Raw genomic sequence first — 2,437 nt, forward strand, 5'->3', positions numbered from 1 at the left:
AGAAGTACGGCAGAGAACTAAGGTTATCACCCTTAGAGTAAATAACAGAGTCGCAAGCGAAATCAGACGGCGAGCGAAGAACGAAGGACTGACAATTTCAGAATATATCAGGACGGCAAGTTTAAATAATGAAATAAAACAGCGCGTACCTTCCAGGTATTTAGATGAATTAATCCGACTTGGTCGGATGCAGAAGAAATTATTTGATAAGGGAAAGCGGCCGAAGGATAAGGAGTACCTCGAGGTGATGCATAAAATAATTTTACTTTGCGATGAAATGAAAATAGTAACGAAGCGAATTTCTGATGTATATAATGAAATGGATTTAATAAAGGATGAAATAAAAATAATAAAAAGGATACATAAAAATAAATATCCAGGTTCGGATTTATTCAAATAAGGTCTTTTTAAAAAGACCTTATTTAGGTGCACATTATTTTATTTCTTCGGTTGTTATAATAGTTTCACCGTTAGGTGAATATTTAATTCTCATTTCAAACTCGCGACGCTGTTCAATTATTTTTTTCCATTCACCACGAGCAAATAAATTAGGGTTCGCCTGATATTCATTACCGCCACAACTAGCAATAATCCCCATTTTTGATAATGAATACAATCTGTTACGTAATGTTCCGTCTTTTATTCCCAATAATTTACAGATCTCCTTACGGTATCTAGTTGATAATGCAATATATCCGTCATAATCCAATTTCCTAAGAATTAAAAATAAAACATCTTTTAGAGAATCAGGTGCTTTTGTGACAGCACATAAATTATCAATATAAATTTTCACATACGCAGGTTCTTGTGGAAATTGAACTGTTATATCGGTTATTTCTTGTGTTATGTTTCCAGTTTCTCTATCTATAACCTCAGTAATATTTTGTCTTAAAACTTTTTTCTTGCTATCCGTTCTTTCAGTAATGTTCATTTTATCGCCTTTGTCACTTTATAAAGGTGACAGACAATATAATGCCAAAAAAACAAAATGTCACTCAATATAGATTACGACAATACCGCCCACACGTTACAGGAGTATCCTGTACACGTTACAGGTGTATCTTCTACACGTTACAACATTGGCGATCAGCCCGTATGTAGCCTAATTCGGATATCTTATATTTTTAAATGTATCCATAAGCACGAGGCATAATCTCTATATTACGAAGTGACAATTTTAATATTGAGCGTGCGTGCTCAATGTAGCTTCCGGTTCTCTTCCGCTTCCTCGCCCACTCGCTCACTACGTTCGGTCGCTGGGGCTGCGGCGAGCGGTGCCACCTCTCGCATATCGTTGATGATCCCGATTTGATCTCAGGCGATCGAGTCGCTGGTCATCTGTTAAACGCGCTCAGAGCCTCCCAGACGCACGAAACGGGGTTTAAATGCCCGTCAGGGCATGAAAGGCGCGAAAAACGCTTACAGAGGGTTTCAGGAGGCCAGGCGCGCCGATACCCCTAACCAGGGGCTTTCAGGTCGCCAGGAACCGCGCCAGCCCCCTGCAAAGCCTGTTCGCACGGCACAGGTAGCCACTCGGTTGGTAGGTGGTCGTAGACCGATGATGTTGCAGCGGTGGGGGTCTGGGGTTCTCCCCAGACGGTTTCCGGTTGCGCTCAAGGCGCTGCCGGAACCGTGGTGGCTTGGTGGATTTGAGGCGCGTTCCGGCGTTTGTCGGCACGCAAACCATCCCCATGGTTAGTTCTTGCCGGAAACGCGCCCTGATGTTCTATCGTATCGATGGTTATATGTCGAGGTTGTCAGCAGCTGGCGGAGCACTGCACGGGGATTAATGCTCCCATTGCCAGGACAAAATAAATATTAAGAGCAATGTTAAGTTATATTTTTAATATATAAACGCGATATCAATAACTCACGGATTTATATTTTATGTACATGCTACTATCTTGCTCTTCCGCTTCCTGTTCCTTGGACACACTCCGTATCATTAACAGGCAATGGATTATATAACGAGGAAGATCTAATCTTTATCCCTCCAATAATCCACAAACGACAGACAACAAAGACATCAATTAATTCGATGTTATTTATTAAATAACAAGCAATAATTTTTAAAATCTGTGTAAATAATATTGAATGAAGCATCATTTTTTTGTATCAGAAATACCAGGTTACGACGCGGTATTTTATTTTCGTCGAAAAGTTGTAGCGGAAAATTGGACAGGATGTGTATTCGTCATACCGCGAATACATTCGCTTGCATGAGAATACCTCCTGTCAGGGCAAGCCCCGACACCCCAAACGTGCAAAATGGAGAGTCATTGCGATGGCTAAAAATAAACGTAGTGGTTCAGAAGTACGGCAGAGAACTAAGGTTATCACCCTTAGAGTAAATAACAGAGTCGCAAGCGAAATCAGACGGCGAGCGAAGAACGAAGGACTGACAATTTCAGAATATATCAGGACGGCAAGTTTAAAT

3 protein-coding genes are annotated in these 2,437 nt (G+C 41.0%); 2 read left to right on the top strand and 1 reads right to left on the bottom strand.

What is annotated here, in order from left to right; translation table 11 throughout:
• Positions 1 to 400, top strand: a 400-nt coding sequence (mobA, locus tag KGB14_RS24315; RefSeq protein ID WP_223489192.1) for a plasmid mobilization protein MobA, incomplete at its 5' end; no start/stop codon positions are given.
• A 33-nt stretch (positions 401 to 433) separates the two neighbouring features.
• On the opposite strand, the gene KGB14_RS24320 is transcribed toward mobA, so the two are convergent.
• Positions 434 to 931, bottom strand: coding sequence for a replication/maintenance protein RepL (locus KGB14_RS24320; protein WP_001027759.1), 498 nt, complete (start codon positions 929 to 931; stop codon positions 434 to 436).
• A gap of 1,353 nt (positions 932 to 2,284) precedes the next feature.
• Here KGB14_RS24320 and KGB14_RS28795 point away from each other — a divergent pair.
• Positions 2,285 to 2,437 (top strand): plasmid mobilization protein (locus KGB14_RS28795; protein WP_411740808.1); only part of this gene is annotated, 153 nt, incomplete at its 3' end.

The sequence above is a fragment of the Pseudomonas sp. A-RE-19 genome, assembly GCF_019956555.1.
In the GTDB taxonomy this organism is placed as follows: Bacteria; Pseudomonadota; Gammaproteobacteria; order Pseudomonadales; family Pseudomonadaceae; genus Aquipseudomonas.